This window comes from Ensifer sp. M14 (genome assembly GCF_003355565.1).
Taxonomy (GTDB): domain Bacteria; phylum Pseudomonadota; class Alphaproteobacteria; order Rhizobiales; family Rhizobiaceae; genus Ensifer.
On sequence record NZ_QJNR01000004.1, the window covers coordinates 1,071,991 to 1,097,453 of the forward strand.

18 protein-coding genes are annotated in these 25,463 nt (G+C 61.1%); 8 read left to right on the plus strand and 10 right to left on the minus strand.

Annotation, left to right across the window (positions count from 1 at the left end; genetic code table 11):
* Positions 1-494 precede the first annotated feature (494 nt).
* The 3 genes from BLJAPNOD_RS05170 (at position 495) to BLJAPNOD_RS05180 (ending at position 4,987) form a co-directional block, all read left to right on the plus strand.
* A complete protein-coding gene (locus BLJAPNOD_RS05170; protein WP_244610878.1) occupies positions 495-959 on the plus strand; it encodes a hypothetical protein in 465 nt (154 codons plus the stop codon).
* 3 nt (positions 960-962) lie between these two features.
* Positions 963-2,195: an HlyD family secretion protein gene (locus BLJAPNOD_RS05175; RefSeq protein ID WP_115419126.1), complete on the plus strand. Its 1,233-nt coding sequence runs from the start codon at positions 963-965 to the stop codon at positions 2,193-2,195.
* Between the two features lie 680 nt (positions 2,196-2,875).
* A complete protein-coding gene (locus tag BLJAPNOD_RS05180) occupies positions 2,876-4,987 on the plus strand; it encodes a mechanosensitive ion channel family protein (RefSeq protein ID WP_244611001.1) in 2,112 nt (703 codons plus the stop codon).
* A gap of 234 nt (positions 4,988-5,221) precedes the next feature.
* Here BLJAPNOD_RS05180 and BLJAPNOD_RS05185 read toward each other — a convergent pair whose 3' ends face one another.
* The gene (locus BLJAPNOD_RS05185; RefSeq protein ID WP_115419128.1) at positions 5,222-6,112 is read right to left on the minus strand and encodes a LysR family transcriptional regulator; all 891 of its coding nucleotides are present in this window, start codon (positions 6,110-6,112) and stop codon (positions 5,222-5,224) included.
* Between the two features lie 171 nt (positions 6,113-6,283).
* Between BLJAPNOD_RS05185 and BLJAPNOD_RS05190 the strand changes: the two genes are divergently transcribed.
* Positions 6,284-6,901 carry a nitroreductase family protein gene (locus BLJAPNOD_RS05190; protein WP_115419129.1) on the plus strand — a complete coding sequence of 206 codons (618 nt, stop codon included), beginning with the start codon at positions 6,284-6,286 and terminating at the stop codon, positions 6,899-6,901.
* A 284-nt stretch (positions 6,902-7,185) separates the two neighbouring features.
* Here BLJAPNOD_RS05190 and BLJAPNOD_RS05195 read toward each other — a convergent pair whose 3' ends face one another.
* On the minus strand, positions 7,186-7,824 hold the full coding sequence (locus tag BLJAPNOD_RS05195; protein WP_115419130.1) for a TetR/AcrR family transcriptional regulator: 639 nt from the start codon (positions 7,822-7,824) through the stop codon (positions 7,186-7,188).
* Positions 7,825-8,109: 285 nt separating this feature from the next.
* On the opposite strand from BLJAPNOD_RS05195, the gene BLJAPNOD_RS05200 reads away from it, so the two are divergent.
* Positions 8,110-9,270: an efflux RND transporter periplasmic adaptor subunit gene (locus BLJAPNOD_RS05200; protein WP_115419131.1), complete on the plus strand. Its 1,161-nt coding sequence runs from the start codon at positions 8,110-8,112 to the stop codon at positions 9,268-9,270.
* Positions 9,267-12,365: an efflux RND transporter permease subunit gene (locus BLJAPNOD_RS05205; protein ID WP_115419132.1), complete on the plus strand. Its 3,099-nt coding sequence runs from the start codon at positions 9,267-9,269 to the stop codon at positions 12,363-12,365. Before BLJAPNOD_RS05200 ends, BLJAPNOD_RS05205 begins: the two co-directional genes overlap by 4 nt.
* Before the next feature lie 10 nt (positions 12,366-12,375).
* On the opposite strand, the gene BLJAPNOD_RS05210 is transcribed toward BLJAPNOD_RS05205, so the two are convergent.
* The 3 genes from BLJAPNOD_RS05210 to BLJAPNOD_RS05220 are packed head-to-tail and all read right to left on the minus strand — an operon-like array spanning position 12,376 to position 15,039.
* A complete protein-coding gene (locus BLJAPNOD_RS05210) occupies positions 12,376-13,134 on the minus strand; it encodes an ATP-binding cassette domain-containing protein (protein ID WP_115419133.1) in 759 nt (252 codons plus the stop codon).
* Positions 13,131-14,099 (minus strand): iron chelate uptake ABC transporter family permease subunit, encoded by a 969-nt coding sequence (locus BLJAPNOD_RS05215; RefSeq protein WP_115419134.1) that lies wholly within the window; start codon positions 14,097-14,099, stop codon positions 13,131-13,133. The genes BLJAPNOD_RS05210 and BLJAPNOD_RS05215 overlap by 4 nt, the downstream gene beginning before the upstream one ends.
* Entirely contained in the window at positions 14,089-15,039 is a 951-nt protein-coding gene (locus BLJAPNOD_RS05220; protein WP_115419135.1) for an ABC transporter permease, read from the minus strand. Before BLJAPNOD_RS05220 ends, BLJAPNOD_RS05215 begins: the two co-directional genes overlap by 11 nt.
* Positions 15,040-15,349: 310 nt before the next feature.
* Between BLJAPNOD_RS05220 and BLJAPNOD_RS05225 the strand changes: the two genes are divergently transcribed.
* Both BLJAPNOD_RS05225 and BLJAPNOD_RS05230 read left to right on the plus strand, forming a co-directional pair.
* Positions 15,350-16,273 carry a siderophore ABC transporter substrate-binding protein gene (locus tag BLJAPNOD_RS05225; protein ID WP_115419136.1) on the plus strand — a complete coding sequence of 308 codons (924 nt, stop codon included), beginning with the start codon at positions 15,350-15,352 and terminating at the stop codon, positions 16,271-16,273.
* Positions 16,274-16,367: 94 nt separating this feature from the next.
* Entirely contained in the window at positions 16,368-16,661 is a 294-nt protein-coding gene (locus BLJAPNOD_RS05230; protein WP_115419137.1) for a DUF2218 domain-containing protein, read from the plus strand.
* Between the two features lie 27 nt (positions 16,662-16,688).
* On the opposite strand, the gene BLJAPNOD_RS05235 is transcribed toward BLJAPNOD_RS05230, so the two are convergent.
* The 5 genes from BLJAPNOD_RS05235 to BLJAPNOD_RS05260 form a co-directional block, all read right to left on the minus strand.
* Positions 16,689-18,455 (minus strand): GNAT family N-acetyltransferase, encoded by a 1,767-nt coding sequence (locus tag BLJAPNOD_RS05235; RefSeq protein ID WP_115419138.1) that lies wholly within the window; start codon positions 18,453-18,455, stop codon positions 16,689-16,691.
* A 262-nt stretch (positions 18,456-18,717) separates the two neighbouring features.
* Positions 18,718-19,212, minus strand: coding sequence for a hypothetical protein (locus BLJAPNOD_RS05245; protein ID WP_077504897.1), 495 nt, complete (start codon positions 19,210-19,212; stop codon positions 18,718-18,720).
* Positions 19,213-19,381: 169 nt separating this feature from the next.
* On the minus strand, positions 19,382-20,731 hold the full coding sequence (locus BLJAPNOD_RS05250; RefSeq protein ID WP_077504896.1) for an HlyD family type I secretion periplasmic adaptor subunit: 1,350 nt from the start codon (positions 20,729-20,731) through the stop codon (positions 19,382-19,384).
* 2 nt (positions 20,732-20,733) lie between these two features.
* Positions 20,734-23,205 carry a type I secretion system permease/ATPase gene (locus tag BLJAPNOD_RS05255; RefSeq protein ID WP_199565898.1) on the minus strand — a complete coding sequence of 824 codons (2,472 nt, stop codon included), beginning with the start codon at positions 23,203-23,205 and terminating at the stop codon, positions 20,734-20,736.
* Between the two features lie 23 nt (positions 23,206-23,228).
* Positions 23,229-25,385, minus strand: a complete 2,157-nt coding sequence (locus BLJAPNOD_RS05260) for a hypothetical protein (protein ID WP_115419140.1) — start codon at positions 25,383-25,385, stop codon at positions 23,229-23,231.
* Positions 25,386-25,463 lie beyond the last annotated feature (78 nt).

The following is a 25,463-nucleotide window of genomic DNA, read 5'->3' on the forward strand; positions in this document are numbered from 1 at the left end:
CTGAACGTCGAGACGCGTCTTCTTCCACACCATCTAAAATCTTCAGGCTCAAAGCAGCCAAGTATCAGCTCGTTACAGGCTTCCTCGGACAGTTTAGAGGCACAAGTCATCCCAAAGCCGGATGTACCGACGATAGTCTCGCGACCGGCACGGCGATACCCTGCCGGAGACGATCCTTGGGGACCGTCTGTGACGCTCCTGCCTGCCCGGAAAGCTTAACACACGGTGGCACCACCACTCCATTGCGATCACACTGGAACAGAAGAGCGAACCGGCAGCAAGTACGTAACAGTTACATACTTCCATTCGGGACCGGAACGCCGGTAAAGTCGAGGGGGGTGAGAACGCCGCTTTCGACGGCCTTGGCCGGATCCGGCAGGTTGTGCCAAACGTGATCGGTGATATGGCAAGTAAAGACTTTGCTTTACAAGCGTCAATTGTATGCTCAATGTCTGAAATAGTGTTTATAATCTGATCTGCGTGGGGAGACGGAGATGGCGGAGTTGATGCATCCGAAAGCGATAGAGCATCTGCCGATGTTCATCACCGCTCCCGGACAGAGCGATATCCTCTTCAATGTCGTCCTGGTTTTCTTGCTGCTGGCGATCTTCATGATCGGCACCTTCTACCTGCGCCTTCACGCTCTGCCGGAGCAGATGGCCCATGGAGGGAGCAAGGCGAAGTTCGAGGTCGTGGCGGTGCTGGCGCTGATCGCGCTGTTCACCCACAACCATCTCTTCTGGATCGCGGGTCTGCTTTTGGCACTGGTTGATCTGCCCGACTTCTGGTCGCCGTTGAAGTCGATCGCGCGGTCGCTGGAGAAAATGTCGGGCCGCGAGCCGGAGCCGGAACTGGACGCCCATGGGCATGCCATGCCTGCTCATTCGGTTGTTGCCGAGCCGGCGACCCCCGTTGTCCAAACCAACGTCGTTTCGACCTCGACCGACGGAAGGGCATGATCCATGTTCGAATTCCTGCTCTGCTCGATGCTGACCATCCTTCCCGACTATCTCTATCGCCGTTATGTCCAGGGCCGGAGGTTCGGCCGCGAGATCACGCTCTATTCCGTCTGGTACGAGCTTCGCTACGGCATCACCGCCTGCGTGATGCTGACGCTGACATTGATCACGCTGGTGTTCTATTTCCATCCGTCGACGAAGACCGTCACGTCTGCCTTCCGAACGGTTGCAATCCTGCCCGAGACGGGCGGGCGCGTTGCCGAGATTTTTGTCAGCCTCAATCAGGACGTCAAGGCAGGCGCGCCGCTGTTCCGGCTTGACAGCACGGAGCAGGAAGCCGCCGCCGAGCTGGCACGCCGTCAGATCGCCGAGGTGGATGCCGAGACGACGGTGGCGCAGACGGAGCTTGCCGCCGCAGACGGGCTGATCCAGCAGGCGGAAGGCGCGTTTCGCCAGGCGCAGGATCAGCTTGAAACCCAGACAGAACTGATGCGCCGCAATGCCAATGTCGTGGCTCCGCGCGAGATCGAGCGGCTGCAGGTGGCCGCCGACGGCCGCAAGGGCGCAGTCGATGCGGCTATTGCCAACAAGCGCACTCTGGAGACGAAGATCACGTCGCTGCTGCCATCGCAGAGGGCCAGTGCCGAGGCTGCGCTGAAGCAAGCCCAGGCTGACCTGGACAAGACCATCGTGCGCGCCGGCACCTCCGGCACGCTGCACCAGTTTACGCTGCGCGTCGGCGAAGTGGTCAATCCGATGCTGCGCCCGGCCGGCATTCTGGTGCCGAGCGAGGCCGGCAAGGTGGCGCTGATCGCCGGTTTCGGCCAGATCGAGGCGCAGGTACTGAAGGTGGGCATGATTGCCGAGGCCACCTGCGTCGGCAAACCCTTCACCATCATTCCGATGGTGGTGACCGAGATACAGGACGTGATTGCCGGCGGGCAGCTGAGGGCGAGTGACCAGCTGGTCGATATCACGCAACTGGCAAGACCTGGAACGCTGACCGTTTTCCTGGAACCGCTCTTTGCCGGTGGCCTCGAGGGCATTCCGCCGGGCAGCAGCTGCATCGCCAACGCCTACACCAACAGCCATGACGAGCTGGAATCGCCTGATATCAGCTCGCTGCGCTGGTTCTACCTGCATGTGGTCGATGCGGTCGGCCTGGTGCATGCGATGATCCTGCGCATGCAGGCGGTGATGCTGCCGGTGCAGACGCTGGTTCTCGGCGGGCACTAGCCCGAACCAGACGTGACAAAGCCTGGATATTCGATGCCGCTTGGCGACAGCAGGGCGAGTTTCCGACGGGCGATGATGAAAGCGCGCCATCGGGTTTCCTTTTGGAGCTTGCACGGGGCTGCATGTGTACCAGCGTCGATCGTCTCATGGTCGAGTTCGCTTGTGGGCCTAATTGGCCATACGAAGGCTAACGCGGCAGGAATTCTTCGCCGACTGAGTGTTCTCCAGTCGCGATATCGGCAGGCCCGCTTCGCGAAGCCTGGACGTGTCCCATCGCTCGGGGCTTTGTACGACCCGCCGCCGATACTCTGTGCCGTGCTATACTGTGACGTTGCGTGAGTGGGGCTGAGGTTATCTTTGTCGGTCGTCGCCATATCCCCGGGGTGACCACCAGGGGCGTGGCAGCAAACGCGGTCGGACTGCTCCTGTCGCCGTGTCAAGCGTATATGCGCGACAGCGTCAGCGAGCTTGACGCATCAGGCCTGCAAGGCCTCCGGCGCGACAGGCCTGCCGTGGTGTTGACGACGCAGCCAGTGCGCCCCGCCAGCTGCCATAGCCTGCGGAATTTATCAGCAATGTCTGCGAATCGAGAAATGAAGATGGAAACGTTGCCTATCAGCCGAATGTCCACGTTCGTCCGCAACGCGCTTGTCGGGTTTGTATTGATTGTTGCATTGGCCATGTTCTCATCGCCAGGCTTCGCACAGGGACCGGCTCCAGATCCGGAGCAGGCTGAGAAAATTCAGCGCTTCCTTGACCTCGTGGATGATCCACAGGTGCGATCCTGGTTGCTGAGCGCGAAAACGACGACGGACGCAGCGGCGCCTGCGGCCGTTGCAAATGAACCTGTTTCCTATGCTGGCTTTGTTACGATCTTTCGCGCACGCGCAACCCGACTTCTCGAAGGCTTGCGCGCGTTTCCCTCTGAGGCCGCACGCGCGGCAGCCGTCCTCGAGGGCGAGGTCGATGCCAGTCACAGCGCACGTCCCATCTTTCTGGTGCTTGCCTTTGTCGCCGCGGGATTGGCGGCGCAATGGTGCTTCTGGTGGCTTAGCCGGGGCTGGCGTGCTTGGATCGCTTCGCTGCGGTTCCTGACCGTGCGCGACAAGCTCATGGCGATTTCGGCAAGACTTCTGTGGGGCACCTGCTATGTGGTGGCGTTTGCGCTGGGGAGCCTTGGTTTCTTTCTTGCCTTCGACTGGTTGCCGCTGGTCCGCGAAATCGTTGTCGGCTACCTGTTCGCAGTGGTGATCTTCCGGCTCGCGCGCGTCGCGTTCGACTTTCTCCTTGCGCCGCCCGGATCCGGTGGTTTCGCAAATGCGGAACGGTTCCGCGTCGTGCCGGTTTCCGATCAGGCGGCGACGCATTGGACGAAACGGCTGGGCTACATGGTGGGTTGGTATGCTTTTGGCTCCGTCACTGTTCACCTTCTGGCCACGCTTGGATTTGCTGACCCGCCGCGGCAAGTGGCGGCATATACGCTGGGGATCGTCCTTCTCTTCCTCGGCATCGAGGCCGTGTGGAACCGCCCAACGGTGCATCTCTCCTCGACGCAGCCGGGTCGCTTCGGCTGGATCGGCGTTCGCGCCCGCAACTGGTTCTGGACTGTCTATTTAGTCACGCTCTGGCTTCTCTGGGTGGCGGGTGCCATGAAGCCATTCTGGATCGCAGTCGTTGCCGCCGCACTTCCAGGCGCGATCGCCCTCGTGCGCGCTTCCGTCGACAATCTCCTGCAGGGCGGTCTTGCCGATGCGGAAGGTCAAAACAGACCGGGCGTAATCTCGGTAATGGTCGAACGTGGCGTTCGCGCAGTGCTCATCGTCGGGGCGATCGTCCTGTTGGCGGATGTCCTGGACATCGAGTTGACAGGGATCACCGCACAGGACTCGGCAGCGTTGAGGCTGATGCGCGGAGCGCTGAGCGCCGGCATTATCCTGCTCGCAATTGACCTTGTCTGGAACATTGTCAAGGTGCTGATCGACCGGAAGCTCGGTGAGACAGAATCGGCCCACGAAGTCGGCAGTGAACGCGAGCGCAGGCGCGCCCGGATCAGGACGCTTCTGCCGATCCTCAAGAACGTCCTCATGATCCTATTCGTGGCGGTCGCCATCATGATGGCCCTGTCATCGCTCGGCGTCGAGATCGCGCCATTGATCGCAGGTGCGGGGGTCGTCGGCGTGGCCATCGGTTTCGGCGCGCAGACCGTGGTGAAGGACATTATCAGCGGCATGTTTTATCTGCTCGATGACGCGTTCCGGGTCGGTGAGTACATCCAAAGCGGCAGCTACAAGGGGACTGTCGAATCGTTCAGCCTGAGGTCGGTGAAGCTGCGTCATCATCGGGGTGCGATCTACATCGTTCCATTCAGCGAGCTTGGTGCTGTCCAGAATCTCAGCCGCGACTGGGTCATCGAGAAGCTCACCGTCACCGTCGGCTTTGACACCGACGTGGACAAGGCGCGCAAGATCATCAAGAAGATCGGACAGGAACTGCTCGTCGATCCGGAATTCGCCGCAATCACCATCGAGCCACTCAAAATGCAGGGCATCGACAGCCTCGGTGATTCAGGCCTGATCCTGCGAATGAAGTTTACGACCGTTCCGGGAGAGCAGTTCATGCTCAAGCGCCGCGCGCTGATGATGATCAACAAGGCCTTTCACGAGAACGGCATCAAACCGGCGTTCCCGACAGTCCAGGTCGCGGGCGACAGGGGAACGGATGTCGCCGCAGCGGCGCAGCAGGCCCTGGCCAAACACAACGAGGCGATCGCGGCCGCCGCCGCATCCGGATGAGGAGGGTGCCTCAACAGCTATCGTGCGAACTATTCCCCGAACATGCCGGAGACATGCTCCATCCCAAAGTGAGAGTTGGTGAGCAGTTCCCAAAACGCTCTTCGCCTCAAAGCTCCCCAAAAAATCTTGTCGGTTTTGCAAGCCTCAGCGATTTTAGGCCCCCGCGACGAAATCAACAAAAAACCCACCAGACCAAAACGTCGGCCGGCTCTTTGGCGTCTGAACCCACCCGGGTCACTGACCACCAAGCGCGCGCGAAACAAAGTCCAGAAAAACACGCACCTTCAAAGCAAGGTGAACACGCGAACCGTAAACCGCATACACTTCCGTCAACGGCAATGACCATTCGGTCAGGACGGGGACAAGCGCGCCGGACAACAAGTCGTCCTCGACATAGACCCGTGGGATGACGCTCAGGCCGAAGCCTGCAAGCAACGCATCGCGCACCGCGAGGCTCGAGCCGACCTTGTAACGACCATCGATCGAAACGCCGATCCGCTCCGAACCGCGCGAAAACTCCCAGAAATCGGAATGGCTCGACAGGCTGAACTGGATGCAGTTGTGACGCGCCAGGTCGGCTGGACGCGTGGGTATGCCGGCTCCTTGAAAATAAGCGGGCGAACCACAGAGTACATGCTCGAGACTGGTGAGCTTGCGTGCGATCAGGCTTGAATCCTCGAGCCTGTCGGATCCACGGATGGCGAGATCGTAGCCTTCCTTGACAAGGTCCACGCGGCGATCGTCAAGGTCGAGCTCAAGCGTCAGCTGCGGATACTGCGCGAGAAAGCGCGGGATGGCCGGCGACAGCAATTTTAGCGTCACCGTGGTCGGGGCGCTGACCCGCAAAACGCCGCTCGGCGTTGCCTGCATCGGAAACAGCGACCGGTCCGCCTCATCGAGATCGTCAAGCACCTGTGCTACCTGGCGATAGTAGAGCCGCCCTTCCTCCGTCAGCGCCATTCGCCGCGTCGTGCGATGGATCAGGCGGCAGGAGAGGTGCCGTTCGAGCTCGGCGATGTTCTTGCTGATCGCCGCCGGCGACAGGCCGAGGCGTCGGCCAGCTTCGGCAAAACTTTGCAGTTCAGCGACGTGGCGGAACACGTTGAGTGCAGTCAATCGATCCATCATTGTTCACTATTGGTGAATAATATGCTGCCGATATTGCATATTATCGTCTTCAAGTGAAGGGGATAGCTTGATCTCACGGCATTCGGCGGTGAGGCCGATGCCTGATCCGGAGCAGATGGTGGACGTCAACGTCATCTGCCTTCGCTGGCGACAAAAGGAGATCAAGCCATGACCATGCACTTCCTCGACCTGATCGAAAGCCGTGTTTCGACGAATGCATTCGACCCATCGAAAGTCGTTCCAGTCGAACAGATCCAGGAACTGGTCCGCCTGGCGACCCATGCGCCGACCGCCTACAATTTGCAGAACTGGCGCTTCATCGCTGTTCACACGTCGCAAGCCAAGGCGCGGCTGCGCGCGGTCGCCAGCGATCAGCCGAAGATTACCGACGCGGCGGTGACATTCATCATCGCCGGGGCGCTGCCCGACCACGCCGATGTGGCCGAGCGATTGCGCCCTGCCGTGGAAGCCGGGTTCATGCCGGAGAGGATGGTGGCCGGATGGGAGGAGGCCGTCAGGCAGGCCTATGGACAGCATCCTGGTCGCCAGCGGGACGAAGCTTTCCGCACCGCCACATTCGCCGGTGCGACGCTGATGTTTGCGGCGCAGGCTTTTGGCCTTGCCTCCTGCCCGATGGGGGGCTTCGACGCGGACGGGGTCGCGCGGGAATTTTCTCTCGGGTCGCGGGAGATCCCCGTGATGCTGCTGGCCGTTGGCCAGGCGGCTGAAGGCAACTGGCCGGCAAAGCCTCGGCGCCCGGTCGGAGACGTGCTCAGCCTAGTCTAAGAAATGATGGTCCTGGCGTGTTCATCCGCATGCGCCGGGGCCAACGGCCGGTTCGGACTGGTCACGCGCCCGCGGCATGGACGCGGTGCGGGTGATGATCGCGGGCTTGGAAATCGCCTCGGTTCGGCGGAGAGACTGTCCTCGGTGCGTGGCGAGCAAGGATAGAGCCGGAAAACGACCACTATGCGCGTTACCAACCATCGTGCCGCAATGGACCGCTTCGAGCATTTTCGCCCGATGAGCGATGCTGTTTTCCGTCAGGAAATGCTTCAGAAAACAGGACGCTATTCTACTTTCGCGGGGCGGCTTGAAGTGCCTCCGGCGTCCCCGGTCGGGTTGAGAAAGCGCGTCAGCAACAGGTGCAGCATCGGGCCTTCCTCGGCCGGCTTGAAACCGGGGTCGACAGCGATCCGGCCGAAAATGCCGTCGATGATCGCTGCGATCCATCGAGCACCCGCTTCTGGAGCGATCGCGGCGTCGATCTGTCCGCGCGCGGATGCGGCTTCAAGCAGGGCGGAAAGGGCGGCGCGCAGATCCGCGTCGTTGGCGGCAACCAGTTCGCCGATCCGTTCGTCGCGCATGGCCTCGGCGGCGATTTCCAGCGCTAGGCTGGAATAGACGGGATCAGCCGCTAATCCGAGCACAATGTCCATGAAACCCAGAAGTGCTGCAAAAAGATCGCTCGCTTCATGGAGCTCGCGGAAAAACTCCGCCGTTTCTTGACGTTCAACCTCCACGATCGCGGCGATGATGGCGTGCTTGGTCGGAAAGTAATGAAAAAGATTGCCCGGGCTCATGCCCGCCTCGGCGCAGATTTCCGCAGTCGAAGTGCCATGAAACCCCTTGCGGGCGAAACAGACGATGGCAGCATCGAGGATGACTTGCCGCCTTGCGGCATGTTTCTCCGGGTCGATCTTGCGCATCGTGCTCCTCCCCAACGGTCCATTTTCTTTGATTGACTAATCGATCTGGTATGCGGTGCGGGCGCATACGATGTCAAGAGAAGTGCCTTGTCGCTGACTGACGCCATGCTCCCGCAATGATTGTATGAGATCGCCTTACTATTGACGCGTTCATTGGGTGAAATTATTAGATTGACTAATCGAATAAATAATTTTCCTCTGAGCGCCATAATCAGGGACCGTCGACGTTGCTCTTGCTGCCAAAGTGGTTGTGACGTCCGGCTCCGCCAGCGAAAGCCAACCAGAATGAGACGTTCCCCAGTTCTGAATGCAGCCACCGTCGTCGTCCTCTCGCTTGCTGCCACTGCGGGTCAGGTTCGCGCCAACGAGGCGGCCGCATCGGTCAGCGCCGATGTTCCGGCCGCAAGCCGCACCGTTTCGACGCTTGTGGCCGACAGGCAGCCGCAGACGTGGCTGCGCTCCTTTGCCGGCATCTTCGTCGCCCGCGAAGAAATCGCTGTCGGCACGACATTGACCGAGCAGCGGATCGCCAAAGTCGAGGTCGAGGTCGGCGATCGGGTGGCTGCCGGTCAGGTTCTCGCCCGGCTCGAAACGGAGATGCTGGAAAACCTGCTGCGTGAGGCGGAGGGTCGGGTGGCGCGCGCCAGTGCGGCGGTTGCCCAGCAGGAGGAGACCGTGCGGCAGGAGGAAAAGAAGCTCGAGCGCGCCCGCCAGCTGCGCCATCTGAAGGCGGAAACATTCCTCGAAGAGCGGGTCTCGGCCGTGGCGATTGCCCGGGAGGCGGTGAAGGTCGCGCGCGCTGATGACGCTCAGGCCCAGGCGCTCCTGGCGGAGGCACGTCGCAAGCTCGAGCGGGCCGTGATCGTTGCACCGGCCGCCGGTATCGTTTCCGAGCGGCTTGCCCGCGCTGGTGCGCTCGCCGGAACGGAGCCGCTGATGCGGCTGATCCGCGACGGCGAGATCGAGCTTGCTGCCGAAATACCGGAAAGCGAGCTGCCGTTGCTTGCCGTCGGCCAGAAGGTAAAGGTCAAGCTTTCCGGCCGCACGGACGCGATCGGCGGCCATGTGCGGATGATCAATCCGAAGATCGATAGCGAGACACGGCTCGGCACGGCCAAGATAACACTGAAGACCGACAAGCCACCCTATGCCGGAACGTTCGGGCGTGCGGAAATCGTCGTGGCCGAACGTCCAGCCATCATGGTCGACGATTCGGCGCTGCTCTACGGCACACCGGACGGCATGCCTTCGGTGTTCATCGTCGAGGACGGCAAGGTGAAGCGCAAGACGGTCCAGGCCGGAATGCGCCAGAACGGCAAGGTGGAGATCGTATCGGGTCTGGACGCCGGCGAGCGCGTTGTCGCCAAGGCCGGGGTTTCTCTTCGCGAAGGCGAGGCTGTCGCCACCAAGGACATTGATCCCACCCAGACAGGCGCGCAGAAATGACCAGCAACATATCCGCCTGGGCGATCCGAAAGCCCGTTCCGACGCTCGTCCTGTTCGTCGTCTTGACCCTTGTCGGCGTCGCCTCGTTCCTGCGTCTGCCCGTCAACGCCAACCCGAGCGTGTCGTTTCCCGTTGTCACGGTGGCGGTCACACAGCCAAGTGCCCAGCCTGCCGAAATGGAAACGCAGGTCACGCGGCGCGTCGAGGGCGTTGCCGCGGGCCTCGTCGGCGTCAATCACATTCGCTCGACGGTTACCAACGGTGTCTCGACCACCACGGTCGAGTTCAAGATCGGGACCGACCCGGATCGCGCCGCAAACGACGTGCGCGAAGCGGTTGCCCAGATCCGCTCCGATCTGCCGCAGTCGATCCTGGAGCCGGTGGTGTCGCGCGTCGATGTCGACGGCAGCGCCATCATCTACTACACCGTGCGCGCGCCCAACATGTCTGCGGTCGAGCTGTCGTGGTTTGTCGACGACACCCTGAACAGCGAGCTTCTGACGCTTCCGGGCGTCCAGAAGGTTCAGCGTCTCGGCGGCGTCAACCGTGAAGTTCGCGTCTCGCTCGATCCGGCACGGCTGCTGGCGCTCGGCGTGACGGCCGACCAGGTCAACACGGCGATGCGCGAACTCAACACCAATGTCCCGAGCGGGCGCGGCGAGATCGGTGGACGCGAGCAGTCGATCCGCACTGTCGGCAGCGCCACGTCCGTCGAGGAGCTTTCGCGTCTGTCGATACCGATTTCCGGCGGTCGTTGGGTTCAGCTTTCGGATGTGGCGACGATCGAGGATACCTCGTCGGAACCACGCAATTTTGCCCGGCTCGACGGTGAGCCGGTCGTCAGCTTCTCGGTATCGCGCAGCAAGGGCGCGAGCGATACGGTGGTTGCCGATCGCGTTGCCGCGCGGCTGGCTGAAATCCAGGCGCACACGCCGGGTGTTGAGATCAAGGAACAGATCTCGCTGGTCGAATATACCAAGGCAAGCTACGACGCGGCAGTGACGGCGCTGCTCGAAGGGGCGGGACTCACGATCATCGTCGTCTTCGCGTTCCTGCGCAATTGGCGGGCGACATTGATCTCGGCGCTCGCCATGCCGCTATCGATCCTGCCAACTTTTATGGCCATGGATCTGCTCGGCTTTACCCTCAACAGTATCAGCCTGCTGGCGCTTACGCTGGTCATCGGTATTCTTGTCGATGATGCCATCGTCGAAATCGAGAACATCGAGCGGCATGTGGATATGGGCAAACGGCCGTTCCTTGCCGCGATCGATGCTGCCGACGCGATCGGGCTTGCGATCGTTGCGACGACGCTGACGATCGTTGCGGTGTTTGCGCCCGTCAGCTTCATCGGCGGCGCCGTCGGGCAATACTTCAAACAATTCGGCCTGACGGTCGCCATCGCCGTTCTGTTCTCGCTCCTGGTCGCCCGCCTGCTGACGCCGCTGATGGCTGCCTATCTGCTTCGCCCGAAGCCAGGGCATGGCCATGAGGTCAAGCGTTCCCGCATCGGCGATGCCTATGTCCGGGTTCTCGGCTGGACGCTCGATCATCGCAAGACGGCACTTTCCATCGTTGCCGTGATTTTCATCGGGTCGATCGGGCTCCTGACCATGTTGCCGACTGGCTTCCTGCCGACGAGCGACAGCAACCTCTCGACCTTGAAGGTCACCCTGCCGCCGGGCACACGGCTTGAGGAAACTGCGCGTGTCGCGGACGAACTGACGCGCAAGATCAAGGAACGACCGGAGGTCGACAGCGTGTTTGCGACCGCCGACGATCTCAACAAGGTCGATCTGCTGATCAAGCTTCGCCCACGCAAGGAGCGCGAACTCGGGCGCAAGGCGTTCGAGCTTTCCTTGCGGCCGCTGCTTGTCGAGACGCCGGATATTCAGGCGACCTTCGCATCCGACCAGGGCGCCAAGGATCTGTCGATCTACCTGACCAGCGATGACGCTGGTGCGTTGAGCCAGGCTGTACGTCAGCTCGAAAGCGAGATGCGGGCGACGCCAGGCCTCGTCAATGTCCAGTCGACCGAGCCGTTGCTATCACCCGAACTCCTGGTCAAGCCTCGCCTCGACGAAGCTGCCCGGCTTGGCGTCTCAGTGACCTCGATCGGCACGGTGGCGCGTATTGCCACCATGGGCGACAGCGAGAGCAATTCCGCACGGTTCAATCTGGGCAACCGGCAGGTGCCGATCCGGGTGATGCTCGACGAGACGGCACGGGCGGATTTCGACACCTTGCGAAACCTGCGAGTCGGGACCAATTCCGGCAAGCTGGTGCCGCTGACATCCGTGACTGATATTTCCTTCGGCGCGGAGGAGGGCAGCGTCGAGCGCCTCAACCGCAAGCGCCTGATGGCGGTCGAGGCCAATCTGAACGGCATCACGCTCGGCACGGCATTCGAGGCGGTCTCTGCCTTGCCGGCGATGACCAAGATGCCATCAGGCGTTTCGCAGGCGAATTACGGCGAAGCCGAATACATGTCGGAAATGTTCCGCAACTTCGCACTCGCCTTGCTGGCCGGTATCCTGATGGTCGCGGCGGTGCTTGTCCTCTTGTTCAAGGACTTTCTGCAGCCGGTGACCATCCTGATTGCCCTGCCCTTGTCGATCGGCGGTGCCGCGCTGGCGCTCATTCTCTTCGGTGCAGCACTGGATCTGTCCTCGACGATCGGCATCCTGATGCTGATGGGCATCGTCTGCAAGAACTCGATCCTGCTGGTCGACCACGCGATCGTCTGCCGCAACGAAGGGGCGGACCGGCGAACGGCATTGCTGACGGCGGGCAGGACCCGCGCGCGGCCGATCATCATGACGACGATCGCCATGGTTGCCGGCATGGTTCCGGCGGCGATCGGCGTGGGTGCCGATGCGGCCTTCCGCGCCCCGATGGCGATCGCCGTCATCGGTGGACTGATCACATCGACGATGCTGAGCCTCGTCTTCGTGCCGGTGATGTTCACGGTGATGGACGACGTCAGCGCCCGTCTGGGCCGCCGGTTGAAGCGCCTGTCATCGGTGACCGACGAGGACAAGATCGCCGATGCGGCCCGCAGCGGAAATCCGATCCTGTCCGGCTCTTCCCACTGAAGGGTGCGGCCTATTCGAAGTAGTTGACGAGCCGCGTGTCGCCGACGGCGTGCACGCGGCAGTCGACGTCGAAGATCGCCTGCAGGCGCGACGGCTCAATCATGTCCTTCGGCGTGCCCTCGAAGGCGAGCCTGCCGTTACGCATGGCGACGATGCGGTCGGAATAGGCCGACGCGAAGTTGATGTCGTGCAGCACGACGACGACCGTCTTTCCGAAATCGTCGGCCAACCGCCGCAGTAGCTTCATCGTCTCGACCGCGTGTTTCATGTCGAGGTTGTTCAGCGGCTCGTCGAACAGCATGTAGTCGGTATCCTGGCAGAGCACCATGGCGATGAAGGCGCGCTGGCGCTGACCGCCGGACAATTCATCGAGGAACCGGTGCTCGAAGGCCTTGAGCCCAACATAGGCGATCGAGCGTTCGATATGCTCGACGTCGGCCGCCGTCATGCGACCCTTCGAATAGGGATAGCGGCCGAAGGCGACAAGGTCGCACACGGAAAGACGCGCGGTGATGTGATTATCCTGGCGCATGATCGATAGGCGGCGGGCAAGCACGTCGCCGGCCGTGCGGCTGACATCGAGGCCGTCGACCAGAACCTGTCCCCCATCCATCGGCATCAGGCGGCTGACGATCGACAGCAGCGTCGACTTTCCGGCTCCGTTCGGACCGATGATCGAGGTCAGGCCCCCTGCCGGAAGCGTCGTCGAGACCCGGTCGACGACTGCGTTGCTGCCGTAGGATTTGGTGACGTCGCGAATTTCGATCATCGGGCGGAGCCTCGAACAAGCAGGAAGATGAAAACCAGACCACCGACGAATTCGATGACGATGCTGAGTGCGGTGTTGAACGCGAACAGCCGCTCGAGGATCACTTGGCCGCCGACGAGCGTGATGATGGCAAGGCACACGGCAATCGGCAGCACGAAACGATGGCTCGCCGTCGGGGTGATCTGCCAGGCAAGGCTTGCGACCAGAAGACCGAAGAACGTCACCGGTCCGACCAGCGCGGTCGAGACCGAGACCAGGACGGCGATGAGCACCAGCAGGATGGTGACGGTGCGGTGATGGTCGACACCGAGCCCAATGGCGCTTTCGCGGCCAAGCGACAGCACGTCGAAGGTCGGGAACAGCCGCCAGAGAACGAAGGTGACTGCGGCGACGGCGACAGCGGAAATGCCGAGAAGATCGGCGTTGACGGTGTTGAAGCTGGCAAACAGCCGGTCCTGCAGCACCACGAACTCGTTGGGATCAAGGATCCGCTGCAGGAAGGAGGAGAGGCTGCGGAACAGACCGCCGAGGATGATGCCGACCAGCATGAGCAGATGCAGGTTGCGGGTGGCGCCGGAAAACAGCGCCCGAAACAACAGCACGGAAAAGCCGACCATCGCCACCGTCTCGATGACGAATTGAAGCCGGGGGTCGACGGCGTTGGCGCCGGCCGCGCCGAGCGCGAACACCATGACGGTCTGCAACAGCGCATACATCGCATCGAAGCCGATGATCGATGGTGTCAGGATACGATTGCCGGAGATCGTCTGGAACAGGATGGTGGAGACGGCGATCGCATAGGCGACGAGGATCATGCCGGCAAGCTTGGTGCCGCGGAAGGAGAGGATGAACGCCCAGCTTCCTTTGGCGCCAAGCGTCATGAAGGCCAGCATCGACAGGAGCGCGAGCACTGCCGCTACGAGGAGCGTGCCGGCGGGCGTTACCCTTTTGATGTCAGCCTGCATGGGCGCGCCTCGAAAGCAGCAGATAGAGAAAGACCACGCTGCCGATGACGCCCATGACGGTTCCGACCGGGATCTCGTAGGGGGCGATGATCATGCGACCGACGATGTCGCAGGCGAGCACCAGCCCTGCACCGGTGGCGGCGATCAGCGGCAGGGTGCGCTTGAGATTGTCGCCGACGACGAGGCTGATGACATTCGGCACGATCAACCCAAGGAAGGGCACCATGCCGACAGTCGCGACGACGGTGGCCGTGACCATGGAAACGATGCAAAGACCGAGCGTAATTACCTTGTTGTAGTCGAGGCCGACATTGCGGGCGATGTCCTCTCCCATGCCGATGACGGTGAAGCGGGCGGCGGTGACATAGGCGATCAGCGTCAGGGCAAAGGCGATCCACAAGAGCTCGTAACGGCCGCGCAGCACGCCGGAGAAATCGCCTGACATCCACGTCCCCATGGACTGCATCATGTCGTAGCGATAGGCGACGAAGGTGGTGACGGCGCTGATGACGCCACCGAGCATGATGCCGACCAGCGGCACCATCAGCGTCGAGCGCAGCGGGATCTGGCGCAGGATTTTTAAGAACAGCGCCGTGCCGGCGAGCGCGGTGAGGGCGGCGACGGCCATCTTGCCGGCGACCGGCAGCGTCGGCGCGAAGATCATCGTCATCAGCATGCCGAGTGCGGCGGATTCGGCGGTGCCTGCTGTCGACGGTTCCACGAAGCGGTTGCGGGCGAGCATCTGCATGATGGTGCCGGCGACGGCGAGCCCGGTTCCAGCGAGCATCAGCGCAAGCGTGCGTGGCACCCGGCTCTCGACGATCAGCAACCAGCCGCGTCCGTCAGCTTCAAGCCCGGAGGCAAGGCTGCCGACACCGGTCAGGACACTGACGACGGCAAGCAACAGGATGACGGGGACGGCAATCAGGAGTGACTTCATCGATCGGTCTTTACGTGCGCCGGTGCTTCGGTGAATGGCACATTCGTTGCCGGCTTGTTGCCATTCATCCTTCCGTCGCCTCCGAGCAACTTGAGATCGGTTTCGCTTGCATCATTCTCGGCACCGCCAAGCGGCGGACTGGAGCTGAGCTTCCTTCATATATATGAGATGGTTAGTCAAGTTTCGTCGTGCCAAGCGCACCTGTCAGTGGGTCGCATGCCGGCTCACGGCTTTCGCAAGACAGAAAACGGGCTTGTTGCCCTCTTTGGAAAATCGCGCTAGGACGACTTAAAACATGAGGAAATAAGTCATGAATATATCGCTATTTTCTAATGCTCTTCGCTACGCCGCCGTCGCGGCTGTCTTGACATTCGCGCCTGCCGCCAGCGCTGAAACGTTGAAAATCGAGCACAGCAGCGGCACGACGGATGTCGAAAAGAACCCGAAGACGGTGCTGGTTTATGATTTTGGTATGCTTGAGACGCTGGATCTGCTTGGCGTGCCTGTGGCCGGCGTTCCCGGTTCTGCCATTCCGCCGTCGCTCGAAAAATACAAGTCCGACACCTACCCGAAGGTCGGTACGCTGTTTGAGCCGGACTATGAGGCGGTCAATGCTGCCGAACCCGATCTGATCATCGTCGGCGGCCGGTCGCAGTCGAAGTATGCCGAGCTTGCCAAGCTTGCGCCGACCATCGACCTGACCAACGATGACAAGGACCTGATCGGTAGCGTCAAGATGAATGCCGCCATTCTTGGCCTCATCTTCAGCAAGGAGGCTGAAATCAAGGCCGCTTCGGAGAAGCTCGACGTGTCGATCGCAAAGCTGCAGGGCGTTGCCAGGGGCGCCGGCACCGGCCTCATTCTGCTGACGACCGGCGGCAAGATCAGCGCCTATGGCAAGGGTTCGCGCTTTGGCGAAATCCATGACATCTTCGGCATCGAACCGGCGGATCCGAAGCTCGAGGTCGCGACCCACGGTCAGGCCGTTTCCTACGAATACATCCTCGAGACCAATCCTGACTGGATCTTCGTCGTCGACCGCGACGCGGCGATCGGCCAGGAAGGCCAGCCGGCAGCAGCCCTGCTTGACAACGAGCTGGTACGCCAGACCAAGGCCTGGAAGAACGAGCGGGTCGTCTATCTCGATTCTGCCAAGCTCTACCTGACGAGCTCGGGTCTGAAGTCCGAACAGGATATCGTCGATCAGCTCACGCAAGCGCTGAGCAAGAAATAGGCTTGAACTTTTCACGAGGGGCGGCAGGAGCGATCATGCCGCCCCTTGTCGTGCCTTTGCCCGCCCATCGATCCCATGCAGATCGGAGAAGACCATGTTGAAAGCCACGAGCGGTTTTACCACCGACCGCGCCTCGCAATACCTGCAGCAGATGTCCAAGCATTTCGCGCACAAGACGTCGGTCGAATTTACCGAAACGGATTCGGTTGCGGCGATAGGAGTGAGCACCGCGCGCATGACCGCCTGCGGACACCTGCTGTCGTTCGTCGCGGAATCGCCTGATGCCGAGGCGCTGGCGGAGTGCAAGGACGTGATCGAACGCCACATCATCCGCTTCGCATTTCGCGAGGAACTGAAGGCCCTCGATTGGACCGAAACCGCCGAGTGAGGGGCGACGCCTCCTGTTTCCACGCCTTCAATGCTTGATCCGTGACCCCGTTTCTCCCGGCTTGCTCGGCCGGGCCTGCAGATGCGCCGAGATGCCGGCTGGCAGCGATGGCTCAAGCAAGGGCGGTGCCGTCGGGAGCCGCACCGATGCATCGAGCGTTCGTTTTGGTGACACGAGAACCCTCGGCGGCGATGCGTTCGACACCGGGGTTTGCGCCGGCTCGGGAACCTCGTCCTGTTGGCCTTGTAGAGCCGCCCTCAGGCGTATGACAGCGTCATGCGCTTTCAGCTTGCAGCGCATATGATCCGGATCGTCGGAGAGGATATCTTCGAAGCTCGTGAAAACGCTGAGCGCTTCTTCACCACGGCCGGTCGCGCAGAGTGCGACGCCGAGCTTGTAGCGTACGAGGCTCAGCAGCGGATGGCGGGCGAGCAGAGCTTCGAAGGTCTCGGCCGCTTCGCCGTAGTGTCCCTGCGCCATCTGGCTGTCTCCGAGCCGGTGCTGGATCTTGCCGGCGCCCGGCATTGTCGCCAGCAGCCCCTTGTAGAGATACTCGGCCTCGTCGTGCTCGCCCTTGTCGTCGAAAAGCTGGGCGAGGCCATAGCGGGCGCGGGTGTGTGTCGGCATTGTGTGGATGACCTGCCGGTAACCGGGTTCTGCCCGATCCAGATGCCCCTGCTTGTGTAGCTCAACGGCGCGCTCGTAGACATGTTCGATGCTGCGCGGGTTGAGGCAGTTGCGCAGATTGCGGCCGGATAGCGTTCTGACAAGCATGCTGCGAATGCGGCGTTCCTCGACACCGAAGGAATACTTATAGGCCTCATTGCCGCGCAGGAAGTCGTAGATCCGGTATCCCTCGGCAATGGCGTCGCGAATGGCGAAGCCGTGCAGCAAAAGCCCCGGAGAAGGGGTGGTCCATTCCTCGTCGCGACCAGTGATGTAGAACAGAACCGTCTTCTTCTGCCGATCGAGCAGATTGGCAATCACGCCGAGCGGCCGGTCCTGATACCAGAGAACCGGAACGTCGAGCGCACCTTGATTGAAAGCATCGAGCAGCATCTCCCGGGTCAAGGTGATCAGGCGGTCGACTTTGCTGCCCTTGCGCTCCGCCCACTTGATGCGCCACAGCCGGAACAGCGTGTCGAGATCACGTTCGATCGTCTCACTCGTCGCGTGGGTAATGCGGTAGTCGGGCGACGCCTCGACCATGCGCATGAAGCGTCTGAGTTTCTGACGGGTCTGGGCGCTCATATGCGTTGCGAGATACGCCTCCCAGCTTTCCGGCAGGGTCACATAGGGGCAGATGGTATTGTCGATATTGTCGGAATTGCTGCGTTCGTTGCTGGTCTGCGAGAACTCGGTTTGCGGAAAGGCCGCCAGAAGACGATCGAGTCGCGAGGAGGCGGTGTAGAAATAGTCGAACGTGAGGGTCGTCCAGTTCTCCCTGCCGATATAGGCGGAGAAGGCATCGGCCGCCGCGTCCTCCAGGCCGGGCCGACACAGGAAGCCGGTGTAATCGGCACCGTAGTTGCCCGCCATCCGGATTTCGTCACAGAATAGCTTGGTCTTTTCGTCCTGGTAGGTCGATACCTTCAATGGCAGGAAAGCGCAGTAATGGGCGTCGCCGTCCTGCTTCAGCGCCAGAACAAACCAGCGATGACGGTGCGACAGATACTTCTGCAGCCATTGCCAGGAAAGAAACAGATGGGCTTCTGGATCTTCGAAATAGATCCGGTCCCAATCTTCGCGAATTTTCTCAAATTCTTCTAAAGTCTCAAAAATATCTATTTTCATAACGCCCTCGGTACGCAACTAAAAAATACAATTCTTAAAGCATATCTCCGGCCCGTTTGTTTTCAAAACGACCTTAGGTACTAGTCAAATCATAGCCCGGCTGTACTAATGACATCATCCGAATGCATCGTGCCGTCCGCGGAGGATAGAGGCCACGCCTCCGCCTCTAGAGCATTTCCAGGAAAAGTGCGAAGCGGTTTTCCGTCAGGAAATGCGTAAAAACAAGCTGTTAGAGCGTTTCCATGTCTAAACCGGAAATGCTCTAGATCGAACGCTCGTCGAAATTCGGCCGCGAGCGAATGAACGCCCACAGGCTTTTGCTGATCTCGGTGATCTCCTGGATAGCGGCTTCGAGCCGCTCCAGCTCGCGGGCATCGAGCTGCTCGACCTTGCCGTAGCGTATGTCTTTGTCGCCTTCGACCAGGCGCATCAGCTGGGTGCTGGAAATCTCGCCCTGCTCGTCGAAGGAGTAGATGCAGTGGTTGTACTTGTTGCGCATTTTCGACTGCTGTTTCAGCCGGTCCATGATCGAAAGAACGCTGTCGCGCGTCTCGACGGGGGTGGCTGGCAGCTTGGCCAGGCGTTCGGTCAGATCGATGCGGGCGCGCGTGGTGTTCAAGGTCAGGAAGACGACGATCGCCTGCTCCTTTTCGACACTGAGCAGATGGGCGATGACGTAGATCAACAGGCTTTCGGTATTGGTCCAGACATAATTGAGGCGGCCGACAAGCAAAAGCACCTCGTGTATCGCTGCCATCAAACGTCTCCCCTATCCGCTTCCGGTGGCACACCGCCATCACCGACGATGCCCATCTTGACGGAAATACACGCGCCTTCAAGGCGTGTGCCGCTCGCCCGTGAGAACCCGAAACCTGCTGGCCAGTCCTGTCTTGCGCGGACTTCATAAGCAGCCTCCCCGCTTCGCCTCAGGTTTCCTTGAATGCGCGCGACATGCTGTCGGTAATCGGCTTGGTCAGATATTCGAAGAAGGTGCGCTCCGACGTGGTGATCAGCACTTCCGCCGGCATGCCCGGCACCGGATGGAAACCGTGGATGCGGTGGATCTCGCTGACGGGAACTTCTACGCGAACGATATAGACATCTCGCTGCTGGCCGCCGCTTACCTCTTCGACGGAATCGGCAGAGACGTAAAAGACCTTGCCGCTCAGCACCGGCGTCGTGCGGCGGTTGAGCGCCGACAGGCGGATCGTCGCGTCCTCGCCCACGCGCAACTGATCGATGGAGGTTCGCAGCACCTGCGCCTCGATGATCAGCGGGACGTTGGCCGGCAGAATTTCCATGATCGGCTTGCCCGTCGCGATGACGCCCCCGGCTGTGTGGAAATAGCTGCGCACCACGGTGCCGTCGACGGGCGATCGGATCGTGGCGCGGCCGAGAACTTCGCTTGCCTCACGCAACTGCTCGCGCACCCCATCGAGGTCGGCTTCGGCAGCTTCGAGCCCATCGAGGGCCGCCTGCTTGTTGGTGTTGACGGCGATCACCGCCTCCTGGCGGTAGCGGTCGATCTGCGACAGGCTTTCCTTGACCTCGGCATCGAGCCGACCGATCTCGCCCATGGCATCGGCGGCAGCGCGGTCGAGCGCCATCAGTTCCGATTTCTTGATCAGGCCGCTTTCGGCGAGCTTACTCTTGGCGGCGCGCTCTTCGTTGAGAATGTCCAGTTGCTTGTTGAACGATTCCTGCTGGCGCTCGTAGCCTTTGGCGCGGAATTCCAGCGACTTGATGTTCTGGTCGATGAGGTTCAGCTGATCGTCGAGCTTGATCTTCTTGCTGTGGAAGTTGACGTTCTGGCTCTCGATGATCGCGTGGATATCGGGATCGCTCGACTCTTTCTTGACGATGTCGGGGATCTTGAACGTCGGGCTGCCCATGGCTTCGGCGCGCAGTCGCGCGACCACCGCCTCCAGACGCAGCCGCTTCAGATTGAGCGCGCGCTCGTTGGCCCGCGACGGCGTCTGGTCGAGCTTGACCAGGATGTCGCCGGTCTTGACCTTGTCGCCTTCGGCCACCAGCATCTGCTCGATGATGCCGCCTTCGAGGTGCTGGATGATCTTGTTGTTGCCGTTGGCGACGAAGCTTCCCTGGGCAATGATCGCCGCCGCCAGAGGGGCTGCGAAAGCCCAGTAGCCGAAGCCGCCGAACGAGGCAAGGATCAGCGCCAGGCCCGCCATGCTGTGCAGCTTGATCGATCGCGGCACCTCCGAATACCACTCGACGGCATGTTCTTCGGCGGCATTCTTTTTCTCGCGGCTCATGGTCATTCTCCGGCGATACGGGGTGCGGACTTCTCGTCTTTCGGCTTCGCACTGATGGCCGCAAGCACGTCGGCACGCGCACCGAACATGGCAACGGTGCCTTCGTTCAGCACCATGATCTTGTCGACGCATTGCAAGAGCGCCGGGCGCTGGGTGATGGTGACGGTGGTGATGCCCTGTTTCTTGGCGTGCACCAGCGCCCGGGCAAGAGCCGCCTCGCCATTGCTGTCGAGATTGGAATTGGGCTCGTCCAGCACGACGAATTTCGGGTTTCCGAAGAAGGCGCGCGCCAATGCGATGCGCTGTTTCTGGCCGCCCGAAAGCGGTGCGCCGTCGGCGGCGACGATCGTCTCGTAGCCCTGCGGGAACGAGGCGATCAGTTCGTGCACGTCGGCAAGCACGGCCGCCTCGAAGATCGCGCTGTCTTCGACGTCGTCGCGCATGCGCGAGATGTTGGCCTTGATGGTGCCCGGAAAGAGCTGCACGTCCTGCGGCAGATAGCCGATGCTTTCGCCGAACTGCCGCTGGTCCCAGTTTCTCAGGTCCATGAGATCGAGACGGACATTACCGGACGTCGGAACGATCGAGCCGACGAGCATCTTGCCGAGCGTCGTCTTGCCGGAGCCGGAATTGCCGATGACGGCGAGCGATTCGCCCTTGTTGAGCGAGAAGGAAATGCCGTTGAGGATCACCCGCTTCTGCGGCGGCGGCACGAACAGGATGCGTTCGACATCGAGCCGGCCTTCGGGCTTCGGCAGGCGCAGTCGCGGGAAATTCAGCGGCGAATTGACCAACAGCTGTTTGATCCGGCCGTAGGCGGCACGCGAATGGTTGAGCTGGTTCCAGCCCTCGATCGCCCCTTCGACCGGCGCAAGCGCACGTCCCGCGATGATCGACGCGGCAATGACCATGCCGCCGGTGAGGTGCCCATCCATCGACAGATGCGCGCCCCAGCCGAGCAGGGCGACCTGGGTGAACATCCGCACCGCCTTCGAGGCGCCGGTAAAGACGATGCTACGGTCCTGGGCGTAGACCTGTGACTTCAAGGAACCGGCGGTTTCGCGGCCCCACATCTTCACGGCTTCCGGGATCATCGCGAGTGCGTTGATGATCTGCGAATTGCGCGCCATCGAATCCAGGTGGAAATTGGCGCGGCTGAGGAAGGCATTGGCTTCGCTGAATGGCTGCGACGTCGCCTTCTGATTGAGGTAGGCGATGACGAACAACACGACGCAGCACATGATGACGATCAGCCCGAGCTGCGGCTGGATGATGTAGACCACCACGACGAAGAACGGCATCAGCGGCGCATCGAGGAACGAGATCAGGGTGCCGGAGACGATGAAGGAGCGCAGCTGCTGAAGGTCGCTCAGCACCTGATAGTCGCGACCGTTGCCGTGCAACGATGCTCGTGCGGCGGCACTCAAGATGGGCGCGCCGAGCTGGACCTCCATTTCGACGGCCGTGCGCATCAGGATGAAGCGGCGGATGGAATCGAGGATCACTTGCAGGACGATGGCGCCGAGCACGGCGATCGTCAGCATCACCAGCGTATCCTGCGAGCGGCTGGTCAGCACCCGGTCCGAGATCTGGAACAGATAGATCGGAATGGCGAGGACCAGCACATTGATCGCGATGGTGAAGGCGATGACGATCATCATGTTGCGCCGGACGATGGCCATGCCGTTGCGCAGGCTCGCGGCAAAATTGACAGGCCCCATGCGCTTGTGGAACGTGTGCTTGTCGCCGCCACCGCCACCGCCACCGCCACCACCATTGCCATCGGTGGGAACGCCGTTGTTGCCGCCGCCATCGCGCGCGGTCGGGCGGCGGTCGTTCTCCTTCAGGGGCCCGGGATCGTTGTCGATCGTCTGCGGCAGAGGGCGACCCGGTCGGCTCTTCAATTCATCGGCCGGGTCGCTGTCGTTGCCACGACGCGCGGTGATTTCCGGTTGAACAGGGCTCGCCTGCCCTTCGAGCGGTTTGGGTTCTGGCGCTTCAGCCGGCGAGACCCTTGCCGGTGCAGCCTCTGCGAGCGGCACCTCGACGATGGGTGCTTCTACCGGCACCACTTTGGGCTCGACTTCCTGCAGCGGCGCGCTTTCGCGGCCCTGCCACAAGGCACCTTCGCGCCGCGGGCCGAAATGATAGCCGGCCTGTTTCTTTTCGGTATGGCGGATGGGGTTTGCCAGCGAATGGGTAACGGCAAGCAATTCGGCATCGGAATCGTCATGGGCGACGGGCGTTTCGGCGCGTTTCAGGGGCGCGGAAACCATTTCCTGTTTCGGTGCGTCGTCGTCCCGTGTCGTGCGGATATCGAGCCCGACTTTTCGCAGGCCTTCGACGGCCTCGTTGATCGCGGCAATGCATTTGTCGGTCAATGCGGCTTCAAGCTCATCGACCGCTTCCAGAACCGGCTCGCTTTGCGCAGGCGTTCTGCCTGCACCGCCACGCCATTTCGAAAGATCGTTCATGCCTTCTCCCCGTCATTTTTTTGTTAGGCCAATACCGTGTGCATGACGTCATTCCATTGGCCGTTGGACCAGGACATGTCGTTGCCGGTATTGATGACCGTGTCGGTTTGATGCGATGGCGTGTCGTCGTCGCCGATGAAGGCGATGACTTCATTGGCAAGTCGGTCGCCCTTGGGCGTCACGTCCGATGAGCAGCTGTCGTCATCGACAATGCCGGCCTGGATCAGGATGGCATCGGAATAGACCTGGCCGCCGACATAGGTGGTCTGGCCGAAGCTGTCGTAATCGATGATCTGAGCGGTGTTGACGACAGCGTTGCCGCCGGTGTGGATCGTGACTTCGGCGTCCGGGTTGTTGTCCAGGATCTTGTTGGCGACATAGCTGACAGAGTCGGCGTCGCCGAGAACGCTGACCTGCTTGATGACGTTGACGTCATAAAGATTGCCGGTGATGTATAGAATGTTCAGGCCTTCATAGCCTTGGAAGTTGAAGTCGCGCGAAAAGCCGGACGGCAGTTCGTTTTCGCGATCGTTGATGTTGTCGACGGCTTTCTGGATATAGTCGGGCATCGCCTCGAAGCGGTCGTTGGTCCCGATGTTCTGGATCGATGCCTGGTTCCAGATCAGGTTTCCGCTCTGGTCGACGGTCATGCCGTTGCCGGCTGTGATGCCTTTGACGTCGTCGTTGTCATAGAACACGGCGACCTGGGTGATCATGTTCATGTCCAGGATTCTGCCGCCGACGATCACCAGATCATATTGATCGCCGACACCGAGGAAGGATGCGAGGTTGACCACCACATTGCCGCCGGTCAGCGCCGTCGTCTGGACGCCGCTGGTGGTGACGGTCACCGTGTCGTTGTCATTGAGGAAGTTGTATTGCTCAACCCAATGGACGAAGGACACGTCGCCATCGACCATGCTGACGCGCCAGGAATTCGGAAAGATCGAGGACTGTGCGGCATCGTCGTCCCGGTCGGATGACCCGGAATGATATTCCTCGCGGCCGAAATTGGCGATGTTCATCGCGACCGAGCGCGAGGCGGATTCGGCGGAGTTGTCGCGCAGAACCTTGTCCAGCTTGTCGTCGTCGGCATAGACATAGGATTGGGAGATGACGTCGATCTGGTGGTAGCCACCCATCACCGCGGTCACCGGGGCAATGATACCGGTCTCGACGATGCTGACGATGTTGGCGACGATGTTGGCGCCGGTTTCGACGTAAACGGAGTTTTCGCTCTTGTCCTCTTCCTCCTGGAGCGGGCCGTCGGTGCCTTCGGGATCCGCGACCGGCTGCGCCAGTCCACGATCGGGCATGAAGTCGGCAAGAACCGGCGCTTCGTCGACAAGGCAGCCGTTGACGTAAACACCCTCGATGCTGTCGGCGGCCAAGGCAAAATTGCCATTGTCATCCACCGGCAACTCGTCCGGAGACACCGTTACGGGAAGATTGATCGCGTCATCGAGCGGATCGGTGTCGGTGGGTTGGTCCGCGAGCGCAACGGTCGTACCGGGATCGGCGCTGGTTTCCGGGTCGCTGCCTGATGCCGGTGGCTCCGGTGACCGGTTTGCTACGGCATAGCTCGACACATCGTCGGCGATTTTCGACAGGCCCTCATAGGTATCGACGCGGGTGTAGTGCGCGAAGGGGGTGGCATCCGTGGCTTGCTCACTGAATTCGGCGAGCTTGTAGGTGACGTAGGTCGTGTCGCGCGCAGCTTCCGTCGTATCGGTCATGTTCAGCACGTCGTCGTCGCGCACCATATTCGCCTGGACGACATGGGCGATGACCGAGCCCGGTCCGTCGTGGACAACCAGCTTGTCTTCGACGGGGGCGCCGTCGGGTTGGCCGAAGTTGCCGAACAGCTTTCCCGGAACAATGTCGCCATACTGGGCGACGGCCTCGGCAAAATGGTCGCCGAAGCCGCGGATGCGTCCGAAGAGATCCACATCGGCAATATCATGGGAGGGTGCCCGGTAGAGCACTTCAGGATCGTAATCGATCAACTGGAACGACGAGGCGAAGTCGGTGGGCCTTGTTTCGCCGTCTTCGAGCTGCTGGAGACCTTCTTTGAGATCGCCACCGTCGAGCTGCTTCTGTCTCAACCGCGCTTCATCGATATCCGCTTCGAACATGCCGATGAAACGTGCGATGATTTCAGTGACTTTTTCCGTATGCATCGTCCCGATCCTTCCCTTTTTCCGCATCAAAGGGAGACTTCGGCGGGCCTAGGCAGACATGCCCCGGTAAAAGAAACG